Source organism: Pseudarthrobacter sp. fls2-241-R2A-127 (genome assembly GCF_030209355.1).
Taxonomy (GTDB): domain Bacteria; phylum Actinomycetota; class Actinomycetes; order Actinomycetales; family Micrococcaceae; genus Arthrobacter.
Window position 1 is genome coordinate 89,655 of record NZ_JARVSF010000027.1, and the last position, 16,771, is coordinate 106,425.

A 16,771-nucleotide genomic window follows, 5' to 3' on the forward strand; every position below is an offset into this window, starting at 1 on the left:
GCCGGCAACGGAAAGCACAGCCGGTGCAGATGGCCGGCTACGGTCCAGACCGGATTCCGGCCATCTGCACGAACAGGCTCTAGGGACTAGTATTAGTTCCTGAATCTGCAATTTCACCAATCCAAAGCCCCCCAAGTAGACTTACCTGAGTTTCTGCCGCGACAAGAGCGGCAGAAGGGTATGTCATTTGAAAACGTTCTAGGAGGAACCTGTGGCAAAGGCAAAGTTCGAGCGGACTAAGCCGCACGTCAACATCGGCACCATTGGTCACGTTGACCACGGTAAGACGACGCTGACGGCCGCCATTTCCAAGGTGCTGTACGACAAGTACCCGACTCTCAACGAGAAGCGTGACTTCGCGTCGATCGACTCTGCACCCGAAGAGCGTCAGCGCGGTATTACCATCAACATCTCCCACGTGGAGTACCAGACCGAGAAGCGTCACTACGCACACGTTGACGCCCCCGGCCACGCTGACTACATCAAGAACATGATCACCGGTGCTGCCCAGATGGACGGCGCAATCCTCGTGGTTGCTGCTACCGACGGCCCGATGGCTCAGACCCGCGAGCACGTTCTGCTCGCCCGCCAGGTTGGTGTTCCCTACCTGCTGGTCGCGCTGAACAAGGCTGACATGGTTGACGACGAAGAGCTCCTCGACCTCGTCGAAATGGAAGTTCGTGAGCTCCTGAGCTCGCAGGGCTTCGATGGCGACAACGCTCCGGTTGTCCGCGTTTCCGGCCTGAAGGCCCTGGAAGGCGACCCCGAGTGGGTCAAGTCCGTTGAGGACCTGATGGCTGCTGTCGACGAGTCCGTTCCGGACCCCGTACGTGACCGCGACAAGCCGTTCCTGATGCCGATCGAAGACGTCTTCACGATCACCGGTCGTGGCACCGTTGTTACGGGCCGCGCCGAGCGTGGAACCCTCGCCATCAACTCCGAGGTCGAGATCGTCGGCATCCGCCCGGTCCAGAAGACCACGGTTACCGGTATCGAGATGTTCCACAAGCAGCTCGACGAAGCATGGGCCGGCGAGAACTGTGGCCTCCTGCTCCGCGGTCTGAAGCGCGACGATGTCGAGCGTGGCCAGGTTGTCGTCAAGCCGGGTTCCATCACCCCGCACACCGACTTCGAGGCCAACGTCTACATCCTCTCCAAGGACGAAGGCGGACGTCACAACCCGTTCTACTCCAACTACCGCCCGCAGTTCTACTTCCGTACGACGGACGTTACCGGCGTTATCACCCTGCCCGAGGGCACGGAAATGGTTATGCCCGGCGACAACACTGAGATGACCGTTGCGCTCATCCAGCCCATCGCAATGGAAGAGGGCCTCGGCTTCGCAATTCGTGAAGGCGGCCGCACCGTTGGTTCGGGACGTGTCACCAAGATCATCAAGTAGTTTCTGCTGATCACGGACCATCCGAATCATTGATTCGGTAATCCACAGAAAACCCCGCTGCCCTGCGCAGCGGGGTTTTCTTTTGCTAGCATTTATCCAGACGTTGGATTAATTTGTGGGTAACCGTTGTCTGTTGGAAGAAGGCCGGACATGAGGGACGAGTCGTATGCCGCAGGGTACCGCGCCGGACACTTCCAGGGGTGGATGGATGCCATAGCGGAAATAGACCGGATGCGGCAGGAGACCGGAGTTGAGCAGCCCGCGCCGGAGGGAGTGAACCTGGCGCAGGCCGTTATGGAGCAACCCATCCAGCCGCCTGCACCAGCCCGCCCGGCATTCGCTCCGGCAGCCCCCGCCAGGCAGCCGGTGCCGGCGCCCTCCGCCCGGACCAGCCAAGCCGACGCCGGCGCGTCGGGAAACGTCGTTGGCCTCGCACGGGAGGTGCGGCCACGGCCCTCCGCGCCTGTGGCATCAAGTGTCCGTGCAGCGGCACCAGGGGCAACGCCGGCCGAGCGCCAGGCGCGGCGCGAACGCCGGGACCGGCAGAACATCAACATCACGCTCTACGTCGCGAGCCTGCTCCTGGTAGCGGCTGCGGCTCTCTTCGTCGGCAGCAGCTTGCCCCCGATGCTGCGCTTTGCCGGCGTCGGAGCCCTTACCGCCATGTTCTACTGCCTGGGCATGGGTCTGCATTCGAAGATCGCCCGCCTGAGGCCCGCCGCCGTCGCCTTTACGGGGACCGGACTGGCGCTGGTGCCGGTTTCGGGTCTGGCGCTGTACAACTTCGCGTGGCATAACGGGCCCGCCACCTGGCTTCTGACGTCGCTGGTGGGAACCGCCGCCTACGTGGCGGCCGCCATCAGGTTGGAGAGCAAAGTCCTGACATACCTCTCCTTGACGTTCGTGGTGTCGAGTGCTTGGTCGGGGGTTGCGGTCCTTGGGGGAGCACTCGTTTGGTATTTCGCCGCCATAATCAGCGTGGCCGTGGCCTTCACGCTTCTATCTCACGTGCGCCCGGCGTGGCTCCCGGCACTCTTCGCAGGGCCGCTTGCCGTCTTGCACCCCTATCTGGTTCCAGGTGTCGCCGCCGGTGCCACCTTGTCACCGTTCCTGCCGACTGGCGCGGCGTTGAGCAAGGCAGAGTATGCGCTCGTCCTCGGCGCCTGTGGGGCATACTTCGCCGTGTTTGCAGTGGCGGCGGTGGGTCTTCGGCTGGCCTATTTCAGGGCCGCGAGGGTGGCGCTGACGGTCGCGTCCGTCGTCGGGATCTGGCACCTGATAGGCCGCGGGACAGACGCCCTGTTCACGCTTGCCTGCCTGGCCGGCGCCCAATCAGTAGCCGTTGTATTCCTGGCTGGGCGCTTGGACGCGTGGCTCGCAGGCGCTGCCGTCGCATCGGGCGGGCACCAGACGGTGGCCGGCGCCGGTCCCCATGGCGGCACGGCACGCTGGCGCCGTGACGCTTTCGTCACGTTCGGCGTCCAGTTCGCGGCCACGGCCGCCTTTGCGCTGGCCGTCGTCCTCGCGGGCTTCCTCCTACCGGCCAGGATGGCTGTGACTGCTGTGCCCTTGTGGCTTCCGGTCCTGCTCAGCCTTGTCACGGGCTTTGCCCTGGCTGCCAGGCTCCGCGGCCGCGCAGAGCTCGCCCCGGTTCCTGCCCTATTGCTGGCAGCCGGCGTCACCCATCACATCGGTGAGGGAGTGTTTGCGGCGCTCCTCGCCCTGGCCGCCGGCTTCTGGGCAGCCAGGGCCTACGCTGCGGAGGGGCCATTGCGGCACCGCATGGTGCTGAACGCGCGGCTGGCCGGCATGCTGCTGGGTCCTGCCGTGACAGCAGCCGTGACCGACGGCGCGGAGCAGGACCGGGCCGTATGGTTCGTGTTGTTGATCGCGGCCGCCGCGCAACAACTTCTCTCCGCCGCAATGCAGCGCCTCGCTATAAGCGCCCCCGCATCCGGCGTGAGCCTGGCCGGCTTCGCACTGGTCGGCCTCGGAAGCATCGCCACCATCTCGTCATTTGAGGGCCGTGGGTCCCAAGGGCTGACGTGGGCGGCAGTGCTGATCCAGCTGGCAACTGTCATCGTCATAGGCCTGTTGCTGACCGGCAAACCGACGGTCGGGCGCAACTGGCGGCCCGGCGTCGGCGAGATCCTCGCACCGGTGATGGCCGCGATCCTTGCGGCCTTTTCGTTCGTGAGGCTTACCGAAGGCGCCGGCAACCTGGTGCTCCTGCTGCTGCTGGCGTACCTGGTGGCTTCTGCATCCAGGCTCCCGGCAATAGAGCACCGGTGGGCCTATTGGTGGACAGCCCGGGTAACAGGAACCGTTCTGGTGCTGACAGCGTTCCGGCAGTTCCAGCACAGCAGCGGCAGCCTTGTTGTCGGCGGGGAGGTGCTGCATCCCGCCACGGTTCTCTTCGCCGCCCTTCTTGTCCAGCTGTCACTGCCGCTGGGCGGTCAACTGTTGAGGCGGGCTCCTGCGGGCGTAGTGTCCGATGCCGCCGGTGTGATCCTGCTGCAGTTTGCGGCCTGTGCTGTCCTGGCGCAGCAATCCTCCGGGAGCTGGCAGCACCTCGCTGTCGTGTCCGGAGCTGCAATTTCTGCCGCGGTGGCGGCCTACGTCCTTCGGACTAAGGCGGCCACAGTGGTGTTTGCCCCTGTGGCCTTCCTGGTCCTGGCGGGCCTCTCGCTGGGAAATGCCCGGGTGGTAGAGGTATTGCTGGGTGTCTTCGCCGTCTTCGCCGCCGTCATGGTGGTGGCGGTTCAGCAGGCCCGGAGCAAAGGGTGGTACTTCGTTGCCGCGCGCGTACTCACCGCCAGCCTTGCCTTGGTACTCAGTGACGACGTGACGGCGTCACCTACGGCTGGCTCCGTAACGTTTGCGCTCGTCCTTGCCGCCCAGCATGTGGTCCGCTGGATGATGCGTTATCGGCTCGCTGCCGTGCCGTTCCAGCAGGCCGCAGTGTGGATCACCCTCGCAGGCCAGGCCCTTCTGCCTTTGGCCTACGCTGCGCAGCACGGGGCTTTGTGGCGTGGCACGCACTTCAGCACTCCGCTGCCGGGCGGCGGCAGCGGGATGGGCGATGCCGGCCGTTGGGTATTGCTCCTTGAGTTGGGCCTTCTGGTGGTTTCGGCTGTCGTGGCCCGCAGGTTGTTCGTTGCCCGAGGTGCGCTCTACTTCGGCGTTTACGGGCTTCTTTTGGGTATTTTGTCCCTCAGCCCGGTGGTTTATTTCGGGGACGTGGCGGCGCTCAGCTTCACCGGAACAGCCGTTGTGCTTCTGCTCGTGGGTCTTGCGGCAACTGCCACCGGTCCGGAGTGGCGGCGGCGCAATACCTCAGCGGCCCCGGAGCGCCGCCTGTGGCTCGCCGCCGCAGGAACGTTCACTGGTGCGGTATTGGTTGTGTCGCCACTAGCGGCTGACTGGGTTCCGGGCGTAGCCGTGCTGGCTGTTGCCGCAGTCCTGCTGACGGCTTCCCATGTGGAAGCCTGGCCGGTCCTCTATCCGCCCGCGGTGGCCGGCGTCCTTGGCGGAGCGTTCTTGCTGGCGACCGCCTGGCTGGGAGAACAAGGGAGCGATGTCCCGGGGGAGTGGGCTGGTTATCTGCCGTGGTTGGCCGGACTGGGCGTGGCGGCAGCGGGGCTCTACGCTGCGCGCCGGGCACGCTCCGCCGCGCTGGCGGATGATCCGATCCGGCGCTGGTCCCTGGCGGGCGGTGCAGTCGTTGGCCTCCTCTTGGCCGCATTCGCGGGCCTATACGGAGATGACACCGCGTGGGCCGGTGTGGGCGCCCTCGGTGCCGCCGCCGCTGTTGCGGTCTTCGAAGCTTCACCCCGCCATCGCAGGCTTGCGGCGGAAATGGCCGCCATCCTTGTCGTGGCTGCTGTCCAGCGGGCGGCCCTGTTCGAGTTCAGCGCCGCCGGGGGACACCAGCCGTGGCATGCAGTGTCCCACGTTGACCCCTTCTGGGTGGCGCAGTGGTACATGCTGCTGGCGGCTGTGCTTGCCGGCCTGCGATACCTGATGGGGAGTCCCACCACCGGCCGGCGCTATGCGTGTGCGGCCGCCGGGCTGCTCAGCCTGTCGGGGGTGGGCACCGTCTTCGGCGGCGACGCCCCCCGGCAGTTGTGGCTGCTGGTATGGCTGGCCGTTCTCCTGGTTGCCGGGCTGGTCATTGGTGACAGGCTCTTTGTGAGGTGGGGTGCGGTCGGGATTGCCGTCTGCATCCTGTGGGCAATGCGGCAGTACACGTTTGCGCTCCTGGCAGTTGTGGCCGTCGGCCTTATTGCCTTCGCGGTCTGGCGCCTTAATCGGAGTACGGCCGCGGCGGATAAGGCCCGGAACGCCCCCTGATACTGTTTCAGCACTGAAAGGAGTCCATCATGGGGTGGCTTATTTTCCTGATCATCGCGGTTGCCGTCGTTGCCGGGGCGTTCTGGGCCAAGAAGTATTTCCGGCACGAGATCGATCGTGCCAAGCGGATCAACAGGTCCAACAAGAACCCGTAACACAATCCACGGCAGGTTTGCCGGTACGCCGTAGTCCTACTTTTCGGTATGCCTAAATTGGCGCTATCCTCGTCTTATTGATGCCCGCAACGACGAGGACACGTGATGGCTGCTCCAACACTGACGGCCGGACCTGCCGCCCCCAAGGCCTGGTCCCGGCTCCTGCTGCTCGGACCCGCCTTCGTGGCGGCCATCGCTTACGTGGATCCGGGAAATGTTGCCGCAAACCTGACCGCCGGGGCCAACTTCGGGTACCTTCTCGTGTGGGTCCTCGTGGCAGCCAACGCCATGGCCGTGCTGATCCAGTACCAGTCCGCGAAGCTTGGGCTCGCCACCGGCATGAGCCTGCCGGAAATCCTGGGCAAGCGGCTGGGCACCCGGCGCCGCCGCGCTTACTGGGCGCAGGCAGAGATTGTGGCCGGGGCTACGGACATGGCCGAAGTGATCGGCGGAGCAGTGGCGCTCAACCTACTTTTCGGAGTGCCTTTGCTCGCCGGTGGATTCATCGTTGGCCTGGCCTCCATGATGTTGCTGGCCCTCCAGTCACGCCACGGACAGAAGTCCTTCGAGGTTGCCATTCTGGCGCTCCTGGGTGTCATAGCGGTGGGGTTCGTCTCGGGTCTGTTCGTCAGCCCGCCTGACGCTGGGGGTGCCCTGGCGGGCCTGATTCCGCGGTTTGAGGGAACGGATACGGTCCTGCTGGCCGCCAGCATGCTTGGGGCAACGGTTATGCCGCACGCGATTTACCTGCACTCAGCCCTGGCGCGGGACCGCCATGGCTTCTCGCCGGATCCCGGGGTCAGGTCCAGGCTGATCAAGGCCACTCGGGTTGACGTCGCCGGGGCCCTGCTTCTTGCCGGGATCGTCAACATCGCCATGCTGCTGCTGGCTGCCACCAGCCTTCGCGGCGTGGAGGGAACCGACACCATTGCCGGGGCGCATGCCGCGGTGACGTCGGCACTCGGGCCCGTGATCGGCGTCGTCTTTGCCGTGGGCCTGCTGGCCTCAGGCCTGGCCTCTACATCGGTGGGCTGCTACGCCGGGGCCACGATCATGGGGGGCCTGCTGAAGATGAGGGTGCCCCTCCTGGTCCGGCGGATCATTACCCTGATCCCGGCACTGCTGGTCCTGGGCGCGGGGATTGAACCGACGCTCGCCCTGGTCCTTAGCCAGGTGCTCCTCAGCTTCGGGATTCCGTTCGCGCTGATCCCCCTGATCCGGCTCACCGGCAGCCGGGAAGTGATGGGCATCCATGTGGACTCCAAGCCGCTGCGGATTGCAGGTTGGACCAGCGCCGCGCTGATCGTGGGACTCAACTGCGTGCTGATTGTCCTCACAGTGTCCGGACATGCCTGATCAGCGGCGGACTGCCCTGCGCTAGCTCTCCCGGCGTGCCCGGGCCCGCGAGAGGGCCTGGTACCAGTAGAAGGACCGTTTAGGGGTCCGTTCCAGGGTCTCAAAGTCCACATGCACCAGGCCGAAGCGCTGCGAGTAGCCGGCGGCCCACTCGAAGTTGTCCATCAGCGTCCACACGTAGTAGCCGCGCAGGTCCACGCCATCGGCAATGCCGCCGGGCGCCGTGGCCTCCAGCGCAGTTCCCAGGTGCGCTGCCAGATAGTCCACCCGGTCGGCGTCGTCCAATGTCTCGGATACGCGGTCGGGCTCGGGGAAGCTCGCCCCGCCCTCGGTGATGTACACCGGCGGCAGGGCATCGCCGTAGCGGTCCCGCATTTCCTTCAGCAGGATGCCCAGATGGTGCGGTGCCACCGGCCAACCGAAACCGGTGCTGCCGTACTCCGGGTACCCCACCTCATGGAAGGGAAGCTTGGCCAGTTCCTGGTGTATGTCCGCGGGAAGGGGCGTGATGCCGGGCCCGAGCGCCACCTTGACGGGGAAGTAGTAGTTGAGCCCGTAGAAGTCCAGCGGCTGGTGGATGGTCTTCAGGTCCGCGTCGGAGATTTTGCCAATGGAGCGCAGCCATGGCCTGGCGTACAGGGGCAGGGTAGGGTAGCGGCCCAGCAGGACGGGATCGGCGTAGAGCCTGTTCATCAGAAGGTCGTACAGGTGGGAAACCATCCGGTCGCCGATCTTCCTTGACGCGGGCCTGACCGGAGAGTGCAGGTTGGTCAGGCCGATCCCGCCGGCAACCCCGGCCGCGCGCAGGGCCTGGACGCCCAGGCCGTGTGCCAGGAGCTGGTGGTGGATGGCAGGCAGGGCATCGAACATCAGGCGGCGCCCCGGTGCATGCACCCCCAGGGCGTAGCCGTTCAGGGTCACCGAAACAGGTTCATTGAGGGTGACCCACTGCGCCACCCGGTCCCCGAAGCGCTCGCCGGCTGCCCTTGCGTACTCGGCAAACCGATGCGCCGTGTCCCTGTTCAACCAGCCGCCCCGGTGCTCGAGCGGCAGCGGGGTATCCCAGTGGTAGAGGGTGGCCATGGGCGAAACGCCGGCTTCGAGGAGTTGGTCGATCAGGCGGTCGTAGAAATCCAGGCCCTGGGCATTGAAGCTGCCCTGGCCATCGGGCTGGATACGGGGCCAGGAGAGGGAGAAACGATAGGAGCCAACGCCCAGGTCCTTGAGCAGGGCCACATCCTCGGGCAGCCTGTTGTAGTGATCGCACGCGACGGCGGGGGAGTGGCCGTCCAGGATCGCCCCCGGTTTTTCGGCGAAGGCGTCCCACCCGGAGGGTCCCCGGCCGTCCGCCTTCAGTGCGCCTTCGATCTGGAACGCCGCTGCCGCAACACCCAGGGTGAACGACGGCGGCACGCGCCCGGCCAGTTCGGTCACCGATTCCGTGCCTTCCATGGTCATGCCCCTATCTTCCTGTGCCGTCCCGCGCACGGCAATGGCAGTTCACGGGCCTGAAAAGCGGCGATTCGCTTCTGGCCCGGTTTTCCGGCATACTAGATGAGTTGTTCAAGCGCTTCTTCGCGTCCCGATCCGGATAATGCCGGGTGCAGGGTCCAAGCTGAAGACCAAACATAACCCACCCCCAAGGAACTGCGGATTCATATGCGCGCCCAGCGCGACACGCCCGACCGCGGGGGTCGGTTACGCCGGCAAGGTGAGGAACCCGGATTTATCCGGATTCAGTTTGTGCGGCGGATGGTGGTTACGACCTCAAATGCTTCGGCAGCCATACAACAGGTAAGTGAACAGGGCAGCCCTAAACCGGGGAAGCACAGACTGAAAGAGAGTCAGGCGACATGGCGGGACAAAAAATCCGCATCCGGCTGAAGTCATACGACCACGAGGTCATTGACGTTTCAGCACGGAAGATCGTTGAGACGGTCACGCGCGCAGGCGCAACGGTAGTTGGCCCCGTGCCGCTGCCGACGGAGAAGAACGTGTACTGCGTGATCCGCTCTCCGCACAAGTACAAGGACAGCCGCGAGCACTTTGAAATGCGCACGCACAAGCGTCTTATCGACATCATCGATCCCACGCCGAAGGCCGTCGACTCGCTCATGCGTCTCGACCTGCCGGCTGACGTGAACATCGAAATCAAGCTGTAGGGAGGTGCTGAGAAACTATGACCGCAACCCGTAACGTAAAGGGCCTGCTGGGCACGAAGCTCGGCATGACCCAGGTCTGGGACGAGAACAACAAGCTCATCCCCGTCACTGTGGTCCAGGCAGACTCGAACGTCATCACCCAGCTGCGCAACGCTGAGACCGATGGCTACGTCGCCGTTCAGATCGGCTACGGCCAGATCGATCCCCGCAAGGTCACCAAGCCGCTGGCTGGTCACTTTGAAAAGGCAGGCGTCACGCCTCGCCGCCACGTCGTCGAACTCCGTACCGCAGATGCTGCCGAGTACGAGCTGGGCCAGGAGCTCTCCGTAGAGGTCTTCGAAGCCGGCCAGAAGATCGACGTCATCGGCACCACCAAGGGTAAGGGCTTCGCCGGTGTTATGAAGCGTCACGGCTTCCACGGCGTTGGAGCTTCCCACGGTGCCCACAAGAACCACCGTAAGCCCGGTTCAATCGGTGGCGCATCCACCCCGAGCCGCGTCTTCAAGGGCATGAAAATGGCCGGCCGCATGGGCGCCGTTCGTCACACCACGCTGAACCTCACCGTTCACGCGGTTGACGTCGAGAAGTCGCTGCTCCTGATCAAGGGTGCCGTTCCCGGTGCCCGCGGCCAGGTCGTCTTTGTACGCACCGCCGTGAAGGGAGCCTAGTTCAATGGCTAACACTGTCCAGGTTGACCTGCCTGCAGAGATCTTCGACGTCCAGACCAACGTGCCGCTGCTGCACCAGGTTGTCGTTGCCCAGCTCGCTGCTGCACGCCAGGGAACCCACAAGACCAAGACCCGCGCTGAAGTTTCCGGTGCAGGACGCAAGCCGTTCAAGCAGAAGGGTACCGGCCGCGCCCGTCAGGGTTCCATCCGTGCTCCTCACATGACCGGCGGTGGCGTTGTCCACGGTCCCACCCCGCGTGACTACAGCCAGCGCACCCCCAAGAAGATGATTGCTGCTGCACTGCGCGGCGCACTCTCCGACCGGGCCCGCAACGGACGCATCCACGTTGTCGCTGAACTGGTTGAAGGCTCCAAGCCCTCCGCCAAGACCGCACTGGCAACGCTCCGCGGTGTTTCCTACCGCAAGAACCTGCTGGTCGTCATCGAGCGCGATAACGACGTTGCCGCACTGTCCGTGCGCAACCTCGCCGGCGTTCACGTTCTGTACGCAGACCAGCTGAACACCTACGACGTTCTCGTCTCCGATGACGTTGTCTTCACCAAGGCAGCCTACGAAGCATTCGTGGCCGCCAAGGCAGCCAAGAACGAGGAGGATGCCAAGTGAGCGCAGCCACCATCAAGGATCCCCGCGACGTCGTGCTTGCACCCGTCGTGTCGGAAAAGAGCTACGGCCTGATCGACGAGGGCAAGTACACCTTCCTGGTGGACCCCCGTTCGAACAAGACCGAGATCAAGCTGGCCGTGGAGAAGATTTTCTCCGTCAAGGTCGAATCGATCAACACCATCAACCGTGCCGGTAAGCGCAAGCGCACCAAATTCGGATGGGGTACCCGCAAGAACACCAAGCGTGCGATTGTCACCCTCAAAGAAGGCACCATCGACATCTTCGGCGGTCCGCTCGCGTAGCGGAGACCACTTTAACGAGGAAATAAATTATGGGAATCCGTAAGTACAAGCCGACTACCCCGGGCCGTCGCGGCTCGAGCGTAGCGGACTTTATCGAAATCACGCGGTCGACGCCGGAAAAGTCGTTGGTACGTCCGCTGCCCAAAAAGGGCGGCCGTAACAACACCGGTAAGATCACCACCCGCCACAAGGGTGGTGGACACAAGCGCCAGTACCGTCTGATCGACTTCCGTCGCCACGACAAGGACGGCGTCAACGCCCGCGTTGCCGAAATCGAGTACGATCCGAACCGCACGGCTCGCATCGCCCTCCTGCACTACGTTGATGGCACCAAGCGTTACATCATCGCCCCCAACAAGCTCTCCCAAGGTGACGTTGTTGAGGCAGGTGCCGGTGCTGACATCAAGCCCGGTAACAACCTGCCCCTGCTCAACATCCCGGTGGGTACCGTCATCCACGCAGTTGAACTGCGTCCGGGCGGCGGCGCCAAGATGGGCCGCTCCGCCGGTGCATCCATCCAGCTCGTTGCCAAGGAAGGCCGCTTCGCCCAGCTGCGCCTGCCTTCCGGCGAAATCCGCAACGTTGACGTGCGCTGCCGCGCCACCATCGGCGAGGTCGGCAACGCCGAGCAGTCGAACATCAACTGGGGCAAGGCCGGCCGTATGCGGTGGAAGGGCGTCCGCCCGACCGTCCGTGGTGTCGCCATGAACCCGGTCGACCACCCGCACGGTGGTGGTGAGGGTAAGACGTCCGGTGGACGTAACCCCGTCAACCCGAACGGTAAGCGTGAAGGCCGCACCCGCCGCCCGAACAAAGAGAGCGACAAGCTTATTGTGCGTCGCCGTCGTACTGGCAAGAACAAGCGATAGGAGCCTGGACACATGCCACGCAGCCTGAAAAAAGGTCCTTTCGTTGACCAGCACCTCTTTGTGAAGGTCGCCAGGGAAAACGAAAAGGGCACCAAGAACGTCATCAAGACCTGGTCCCGCCGTTCGATGATCATCCCCGACATGCTCGGGCACACGATCGCCGTACACGACGGACGCAAGCACATCCCGGTGTTTGTCACTGAGTCGATGGTCGGGCACAAGCTCGGCGAATTCGCTCCCACGCGGACATTCCGCGGCCATGTCAAGGACGACCGTAAGGGCAAGCGCCGCTAGGCGCCTGCGTTTACGTCAAAGACGAGAGAAGGAAAGCAATGGAAGCCAAGGCAATTGCGCGCCACATCCGCGTAACGCCTATGAAGGCCCGGCGCGTCGTCAACCTTGTTCGTGGATTGCAAGCGAATGAGGCTCTGGCAATTCTGAAGTTTGCCCCCCAGGCAGCTTCGGAGCCGGTATTCAAGGTAGTTCAGTCGGCAATCTCCAACGCCCGGGTCCTCGCGGACCGCGACGGCGTGGCGTTTGACGAAGGTGACCTCATCATCAGCGAAGCGTTTGTTGATGAAGGCCCGACCATGAAGCGGTTCCAGCCGCGTGCCCAGGGTCGTGCATTTCAGATCAAGAAGCGCACCAGCCACATCACCGTGGTAGTCGCTACCCCGGAGAAAGAGGAGGCTCGCTAAGTGGGACAGAAAGTAAACCCGCACGGGTTCCGACTCGGCATCACCACCGATCACGTATCGCACTGGTTCGCTGACAGCACCAAGGCCGGCCAGCGGTACAAGGACTTCGTTCGCGAAGACATCCGCATTCGCCAGCTCATGTCCACGGGCATGGAGCGCGCCGGTATCGCCAAGGTTGAAATCGAGCGCACCCGTGACCGTGTCCGCGTGGATATCCACACGGCCCGTCCCGGCATCGTCATCGGCCGCCGTGGAGCAGAAGCAGACCGCATCCGCGGCGAGCTCGAAAAGCTCACCGGCAAGCAGGTCCAGCTGAACATCCTCGAGGTCAAGAACCCCGAGATGGAAGCCCAGCTTGTTGCCCAGGGCGTTGCAGAGCAGCTCACTTCCCGCGTGGCATTCCGCCGTGCGATGAAGAAGGCCATGCAGTCCGCACAGCGTGCCGGTGCCAAGGGTATCCGTATCGCCTGCTCGGGCCGCCTCGGTGGCGCTGAAATGTCCCGCTCGGAGTTCTACCGCGAAGGCCGTGTGCCCCTGCACACCCTCCGCGCGAACATCGACTACGGCTTCTACGAAGCCAAGACCACCTTCGGCCGCATCGGTGTGAAGGTCTGGATCTACAAGGGCGACGTCACTGCCAAGGAACTGGCCGCCCAGGCTGCCTCGGCACCGTCCCGCGGCAACCGTGGCGACCGTCCCGGCCGTCCGGGTGGCGCCGACCGCGGTGACCGCCGCCGTCGCAACGACCGCCCGGCCGCTGACGCAGCTCCTGCTGCCGAAGCTCCGGCAGCTGAAGCTGCACCTGCAGCAGCAGAAGGAGGACAGGCTTAAATGCTTATCCCACGTCGAGTCAAGCACCGTAAGCAGCACCACCCGGGTCGTTCCGGCGCTGCCACGGGCGGCACCGAGGTTTCGTTCGGTGAGTGGGGTATCCAGGCTCTGAGCCCGGCATACGTCACCAACCGTCAGATCGAATCTGCCCGTATCGCGATGACCCGCCACATCAAGCGTGGCGGTAAGGTCTGGATCAACATCTACCCGGACCGTCCCCTGACCAAGAAGCCGGCCGAAACCCGCATGGGTTCCGGTAAGGGTTCACCGGAATGGTGGGTCGCCAACGTCAAGCCGGGCCGGGTTCTGTTCGAACTCTCCGGTGTCAATGAAGAGGTAGCTCGCGAGGCCCTGCGCCTGGCAATCCACAAGCTGCCGTTGAAGGCACGCATTGTGCGTCGCGAAGGTGGTGAGTAGAAATGGCAGTAGGATCCAAGGATCTGGCTCCCGCGCAGCTGGACGGTTTCGACAACGAGCGTCTCGTTGAAGAACTCCGCAAGGCGAAGGAAGAGCTGTTCAACCTGCGTTTCCAGTCCGCCACCGGACAGCTGGAGAACCACGGTCGCCTGCGTGCAGTAAAGAAGGACATTGCCCGCATCTACACCGTTCTCCGCGAACGCGAGCTGGGCATTCGTGCCGAGGTTGCCGCACCGGTTGTGGAAGCCAAGGAAGAAAAGAAGTCCAAGAAGGCTGCAACCAAGAAGGCCGACAAGGCTGAAACGGTTGAGACCGAGGAGGATGCCAAGTGAGTGAAAAGGACGAGAACGTGACGGAAACTGCTACCGCCGCCAAGGCTGGGGAGCGCGGTTACCGCAAGACGCGTCGCGGCTACGTGGTCTCCGACAAGATGGAAAAGACCATCGTTGTCGAGGTTGAGGACCGCGTAAAGCACGCCCTGTACGGCAAGGTTATCCGCCGTACCTCCAAGGTCAAGGCACACGACGAAGAGAACACCGCCGGCATTGGCGACCTCGTAGTCATCGCCGAGACCCGTCCGCTGTCCGCCACCAAGAACTGGCGGCTCGTGGAAATCCTCGAGAAGGCCAAGTAGCACCTGCTGCTTCGCTGTTGCCCCTGCTCCCTTCTCGGGAGCGGGGGCTTCCTCGTTTAACGCGCGCGTCACGCCAGGCAGGTTTTCCCAAGAACGGACGACGCCGGGACCCGGGGTTGCGGGGGAACGGCACTTTGGGTGGGCTGAAAGGCTGCCGTGCGTGACGCCGTCGTCCGTCCTGCGGGGAAGGGGCCGGCGGTTGCGGGGCGGGGGAGGGTGGTGATATGGGGACTGGCGGAAAACGTGCTAGGATATTGAGTTTGTATGGCGCCTTTCGTGCGCCGTCATCAACCTCGTAAACAAGCGTGCCACAGCATAGTGCCCCTGTGCGCCCGGGATCCGTCCCGGACCGGATGGGAGCAACTGCTTCTGGCACGGGCGTTTAGGCCTGGTCTGGCAAAATCCAGGCAGGTCAAGAGACACCCCGATCAACCGTTCCGCAAGGCTCATTCCGTAGCAAGACCACGGCCTGAGAACCGGCGCGACGCAAGGAGTAAATAGTGATTCAGCAGGAGTCGCGACTGAAGGTCGCCGACAACACGGGTGCTAAGGAAATCCTTACCATTCGCGTTCTCGGTGGATCCGGCCGTCGCTACGCAGGCATCGGTGACGTCATCGTCGCCACCGTCAAGGATGCAATCCCGGGCGGCAACGTAAAGAAGGGCGATGTGGTCAAGGCCGTCATCGTCCGTACCAAGAAGGAACGCCGCCGTGCGGATGGTTCCTACATCAAGTTTGACGAGAACGCAGCTGTGATCCTGAAGAACGACGGTGACCCCCGCGGTACCCGTATCTTCGGACCGGTTGGTCGTGAACTGCGTGACAAGAAGTTCATGAAGATCGTTTCTCTGGCTCCGGAGGTGCTCTAGTCCATGGCTGCAAAGATCAAGAAGGGTGACCTGGTTCAGGTCATCACTGGCGCCAAGGCTGAGCGCGGCGGCGACCGCGGCAAGCAGGGCAAGGTTCTGCGTGTCTTCACCGACACCAACCGCGTGCTGGTTGAGGGCGTCAACCGCGTCACCAAGCACACTCGGGTTGGACAGTCGCAGCGCGGCACCAAGACCGGCGGCATCGAGGTCGTAGAGGCCCCGATCCACGTTTCCAACGTGGCCCTGGTTGACCCGTCGACCAAGAAGCCGACCCGCGTGGGCTTCCGCCTCGACACTGTGGAGAAGAACGGCGTCAAGAAGACCGTCCGCATCCGCGTGTCCAAGAGCACCGGGAAGGACATCTAATGACCGAGACTATCGAGACCCCGGCAACGAAGATCGTTCCTCGTCTGAAGACCAAGTACGCCGAAACCATCAAGGGCCAGCTCCAGGATGAATTCAAGTACTCGAACGTGAACCAGGTACCCCGCCTGGTGAAGGTCGTTGTGAACATGGGTGTTGGAGATGCCGCCAAGGACTCCAAGCTGATCGACGGCGCTGTCCGCGACCTCACCCAGATCACCGGCCAGAAGCCGCAGGTTACCAAGGCCCGCAAGTCGATCGCACAGTTCAAGCTGCGCGAAGGCATGCCCATCGGTGCGCACGCAACCCTGCGTGGCGACCGCATGTGGGAATTCGTGGACCGCCTGGTCAGCCTGGCACTGCCCCGTATCCGCGACTTCCGCGGCCTCAGCGGCAAGCAGTTCGATGGCAATGGCAACTACACCTTCGGTCTGACCGAACAGGTTATGTTCCACGAAATCGACCAGGACAAGATCGACCGCGTCCGCGGTATGGACATCACGGTCGTCACCACTGCCAAGACCGATGACGAAGGCCGCGCGCTGCTCAAGGCGCTTGGTTTCCCGTTCAAAACCGAAGCTTAATTAACTACGTAAAAGGTCCGGCTGCTCCGCTCCCCAAGGGACGGACCGGCGGAAACCGTTACGAGGAAGGGCATGAGCCCACATGACAATGACAGATCCTGTCGCAGATATGCTTACGCGACTGCGTAACGCAAACTCGGCGTACCACGACTCCGTGACTATGCCGTACAGCAAGCTCAAGGCACGCGTTGCCGACATCCTCAAGGCCGAAGGTTTCATCGCCGGCTGGAAGGAAGAGGACGCTGAGGTTGGCAAGAAGCTGACCCTCGAACTCAAGTTCGGTCCGAACCGCGAGCGTTCCATCGCCGGTGTACGCCGGATCTCCAAGCCGGGTCTCCGCGTTTACGCGAAGTCCACCAACCTCCCGCACGTGCTCGGTGGCCTGGGTATCGCAATCCTGTCCACCTCTTCCGGCCTCCTGACTGACAAGCAGGCCGGCAAGAAGGGCGTGGGCGGCGAAGTCCTCGCGTACGTCTGGTAACG

At 63.6% G+C, this 16,771-nt stretch carries 20 protein-coding genes; 19 read left to right on the top strand and 1 reads right to left on the bottom strand.

What is annotated here, in order from left to right:
• Window positions 1–211 precede the first annotated feature (211 nt).
• The 4 genes from tuf (at window position 212) to QRN53_RS16600 (ending at window position 7,266) form a co-directional block, all read left to right on the top strand.
• Window positions 212–1,402: an elongation factor Tu gene (tuf, locus tag QRN53_RS16585; protein WP_018760460.1), complete on the top strand. Its 1,191-nt coding sequence runs from the start codon at window positions 212–214 to the stop codon at window positions 1,400–1,402.
• 150 nt (window positions 1,403–1,552) lie between these two features.
• Window positions 1,553–5,755 (top strand): hypothetical protein, encoded by a 4,203-nt coding sequence (locus tag QRN53_RS16590; protein WP_285244929.1) that lies wholly within the window; start codon window positions 1,553–1,555, stop codon window positions 5,753–5,755.
• Window positions 5,756–5,784: 29 nt separating this feature from the next.
• Window positions 5,785–5,910 (top strand): hypothetical protein, encoded by a 126-nt coding sequence (locus QRN53_RS16595; RefSeq protein WP_285244930.1) that lies wholly within the window; start codon window positions 5,785–5,787, stop codon window positions 5,908–5,910.
• A 105-nt stretch (window positions 5,911–6,015) separates the two neighbouring features.
• Window positions 6,016–7,266: an Nramp family divalent metal transporter gene (locus QRN53_RS16600; protein ID WP_285244931.1), complete on the top strand. Its 1,251-nt coding sequence runs from the start codon at window positions 6,016–6,018 to the stop codon at window positions 7,264–7,266.
• A gap of 21 nt (window positions 7,267–7,287) precedes the next feature.
• On the opposite strand, the gene QRN53_RS16605 is transcribed toward QRN53_RS16600, so the two are convergent.
• Window positions 7,288–8,724, bottom strand: a complete 1,437-nt coding sequence (locus QRN53_RS16605) for a GH1 family beta-glucosidase (protein WP_285244932.1) — start codon at window positions 8,722–8,724, stop codon at window positions 7,288–7,290.
• Window positions 8,725–9,119: 395 nt separating this feature from the next.
• Here QRN53_RS16605 and rpsJ point away from each other — a divergent pair, with 395 nt between their 5' ends.
• The 15 genes from rpsJ to rpsH all read left to right on the top strand — a co-directional run bounded on the left by rpsJ (window position 9,120) and on the right by rpsH (window position 16,769).
• Window positions 9,120–9,428, top strand: coding sequence for a 30S ribosomal protein S10 (rpsJ, locus tag QRN53_RS16610; protein ID WP_003803825.1), 309 nt, complete (start codon window positions 9,120–9,122; stop codon window positions 9,426–9,428).
• 17 nt (window positions 9,429–9,445) lie between these two features.
• The gene (gene rplC / locus QRN53_RS16615; RefSeq protein ID WP_285244933.1) at window positions 9,446–10,096 is read left to right on the top strand and encodes a 50S ribosomal protein L3; all 651 of its coding nucleotides are present in this window, start codon (window positions 9,446–9,448) and stop codon (window positions 10,094–10,096) included.
• Window positions 10,097–10,100: 4 nt separating this feature from the next.
• A complete protein-coding gene (gene rplD, locus QRN53_RS16620; protein ID WP_285244934.1) occupies window positions 10,101–10,721 on the top strand; it encodes a 50S ribosomal protein L4 in 621 nt (206 codons plus the stop codon).
• A complete protein-coding gene (rplW, locus tag QRN53_RS16625; protein ID WP_011692807.1) occupies window positions 10,718–11,023 on the top strand; it encodes a 50S ribosomal protein L23 in 306 nt (101 codons plus the stop codon). The genes rplD and rplW overlap by 4 nt, the downstream gene beginning before the upstream one ends.
• Before the next feature lie 29 nt (window positions 11,024–11,052).
• Window positions 11,053–11,892 (top strand): 50S ribosomal protein L2, encoded by an 840-nt coding sequence (gene rplB, locus QRN53_RS16630; RefSeq protein WP_285244935.1) that lies wholly within the window; start codon window positions 11,053–11,055, stop codon window positions 11,890–11,892.
• 12 nt (window positions 11,893–11,904) lie between these two features.
• On the top strand, window positions 11,905–12,186 hold the full coding sequence (gene rpsS / locus QRN53_RS16635; RefSeq protein ID WP_003803803.1) for a 30S ribosomal protein S19: 282 nt from the start codon (window positions 11,905–11,907) through the stop codon (window positions 12,184–12,186).
• Window positions 12,187–12,224: 38 nt separating this feature from the next.
• Window positions 12,225–12,590 carry a 50S ribosomal protein L22 gene (gene rplV, locus QRN53_RS16640; protein WP_009358304.1) on the top strand — a complete coding sequence of 122 codons (366 nt, stop codon included), beginning with the start codon at window positions 12,225–12,227 and terminating at the stop codon, window positions 12,588–12,590.
• The gene (rpsC, locus tag QRN53_RS16645; RefSeq protein WP_018760453.1) at window positions 12,591–13,421 is read left to right on the top strand and encodes a 30S ribosomal protein S3; all 831 of its coding nucleotides are present in this window, start codon (window positions 12,591–12,593) and stop codon (window positions 13,419–13,421) included.
• Window positions 13,422–13,838 carry a 50S ribosomal protein L16 gene (gene rplP, locus QRN53_RS16650; RefSeq protein ID WP_015937848.1) on the top strand — a complete coding sequence of 139 codons (417 nt, stop codon included), beginning with the start codon at window positions 13,422–13,424 and terminating at the stop codon, window positions 13,836–13,838.
• Between the two features lie 2 nt (window positions 13,839–13,840).
• On the top strand, window positions 13,841–14,170 hold the full coding sequence (gene rpmC / locus QRN53_RS16655) for a 50S ribosomal protein L29 (protein ID WP_163161897.1): 330 nt from the start codon (window positions 13,841–13,843) through the stop codon (window positions 14,168–14,170).
• Window positions 14,167–14,472 (top strand): 30S ribosomal protein S17, encoded by a 306-nt coding sequence (rpsQ, locus tag QRN53_RS16660; protein ID WP_018760451.1) that lies wholly within the window; start codon window positions 14,167–14,169, stop codon window positions 14,470–14,472. Before rpmC ends, rpsQ begins: the two co-directional genes overlap by 4 nt.
• 500 nt (window positions 14,473–14,972) lie before the next feature.
• On the top strand, window positions 14,973–15,341 hold the full coding sequence (gene rplN / locus QRN53_RS16665; protein WP_003803789.1) for a 50S ribosomal protein L14: 369 nt from the start codon (window positions 14,973–14,975) through the stop codon (window positions 15,339–15,341).
• Window positions 15,342–15,344: 3 nt separating this feature from the next.
• Window positions 15,345–15,707 (top strand): 50S ribosomal protein L24, encoded by a 363-nt coding sequence (gene rplX / locus QRN53_RS16670; RefSeq protein WP_018760450.1) that lies wholly within the window; start codon window positions 15,345–15,347, stop codon window positions 15,705–15,707.
• Window positions 15,707–16,288, top strand: coding sequence for a 50S ribosomal protein L5 (gene rplE, locus QRN53_RS16675; RefSeq protein ID WP_285244936.1), 582 nt, complete (start codon window positions 15,707–15,709; stop codon window positions 16,286–16,288). The genes rplX and rplE overlap by 1 nt, the downstream gene beginning before the upstream one ends.
• A gap of 82 nt (window positions 16,289–16,370) precedes the next feature.
• A complete protein-coding gene (gene rpsH, locus QRN53_RS16680; RefSeq protein ID WP_018760448.1) occupies window positions 16,371–16,769 on the top strand; it encodes a 30S ribosomal protein S8 in 399 nt (132 codons plus the stop codon).
• The last annotated feature ends 2 nt before the right edge of the window (window positions 16,770–16,771 follow it).

What these genes read in the sequence shown, in the direction of transcription:
- QRN53_RS16590 (WP_285244929.1), top strand. Translation starts at nt 1,553, where the DNA reads ATGAGGGACGAGTCGTATGCCGCAGGGTACCGCGCCGGACACTTCCAG.
- rpsH (WP_018760448.1), top strand. Translation starts at nt 16,371, where the DNA reads ATGACAATGACAGATCCTGTCGCAGATATGCTTACGCGACTGCGTAAC.
- rplD (WP_285244934.1), top strand. Translation starts at nt 10,101, where the DNA reads ATGGCTAACACTGTCCAGGTTGACCTGCCTGCAGAGATCTTCGACGTC.
- QRN53_RS16605 (WP_285244932.1), bottom strand. Translation starts at nt 8,724, where the DNA reads ATGACCATGGAAGGCACGGAATCGGTGACCGAACTGGCCGGGCGCGTG.
- rplP (WP_015937848.1), top strand. Translation starts at nt 13,422, where the DNA reads ATGCTTATCCCACGTCGAGTCAAGCACCGTAAGCAGCACCACCCGGGT.
- rplV (WP_009358304.1), top strand. Translation starts at nt 12,225, where the DNA reads ATGGAAGCCAAGGCAATTGCGCGCCACATCCGCGTAACGCCTATGAAG.
- rpmC (WP_163161897.1), top strand. Translation starts at nt 13,841, where the DNA reads ATGGCAGTAGGATCCAAGGATCTGGCTCCCGCGCAGCTGGACGGTTTC.
- rplE (WP_285244936.1), top strand. Translation starts at nt 15,707, where the DNA reads ATGACCGAGACTATCGAGACCCCGGCAACGAAGATCGTTCCTCGTCTG.
- rplB (WP_285244935.1), top strand. Translation starts at nt 11,053, where the DNA reads ATGGGAATCCGTAAGTACAAGCCGACTACCCCGGGCCGTCGCGGCTCG.
- QRN53_RS16600 (WP_285244931.1), top strand. Translation starts at nt 6,016, where the DNA reads ATGGCTGCTCCAACACTGACGGCCGGACCTGCCGCCCCCAAGGCCTGG.
- rplC (WP_285244933.1), top strand. Translation starts at nt 9,446, where the DNA reads ATGACCGCAACCCGTAACGTAAAGGGCCTGCTGGGCACGAAGCTCGGC.
- QRN53_RS16595 (WP_285244930.1), top strand. Translation starts at nt 5,785, where the DNA reads ATGGGGTGGCTTATTTTCCTGATCATCGCGGTTGCCGTCGTTGCCGGG.
- rpsS (WP_003803803.1), top strand. Translation starts at nt 11,905, where the DNA reads ATGCCACGCAGCCTGAAAAAAGGTCCTTTCGTTGACCAGCACCTCTTT.
- rpsJ (WP_003803825.1), top strand. Translation starts at nt 9,120, where the DNA reads ATGGCGGGACAAAAAATCCGCATCCGGCTGAAGTCATACGACCACGAG.
- rplX (WP_018760450.1), top strand. Translation starts at nt 15,345, where the DNA reads ATGGCTGCAAAGATCAAGAAGGGTGACCTGGTTCAGGTCATCACTGGC.